Source organism: Geobacillus sp. WSUCF1, assembly GCF_000422025.1.
Lineage (GTDB): Bacteria > Bacillota > Bacilli > Bacillales > Anoxybacillaceae > Geobacillus > Geobacillus zalihae.
Window position 1 is genome coordinate 1 of sequence record NZ_ATCO01000097.1, and the last position, 221, is coordinate 221.

Sequence of the window (221 nt, forward strand, 5' to 3'; positions counted from 1 at the left end):
GGCGCTGGAGCTAGACATCAGTCGTTATTCAAAGCAAAACGCGCTTCTGTTTCGTTCAGTTTTGAAGGAATGAGAAATTCCTTCAGTTGCTTTGCGTCTGCGTCTACAAGTGAATTCAGAGAAGCTGGATTCCTCGGCGCAAAGCTGCAAAGAAGCAGACTCAAGGCAGCAGCTTCGTTCCTTGAAAACTAGATAACCGATAAAGCAAAGGAAGAAGCCGA

General features: G+C 46.2%; 1 protein-coding gene. It reads left to right on the top strand.

Annotated features, from left to right (window positions below; genetic code table 11):
* The coding region (locus I656_RS19235; protein WP_235048632.1) for a hypothetical protein at positions 1-192 on the top strand (192 nt) is incomplete at its 5' end.
* Positions 193-221: the final 29 nt, after the last annotated feature.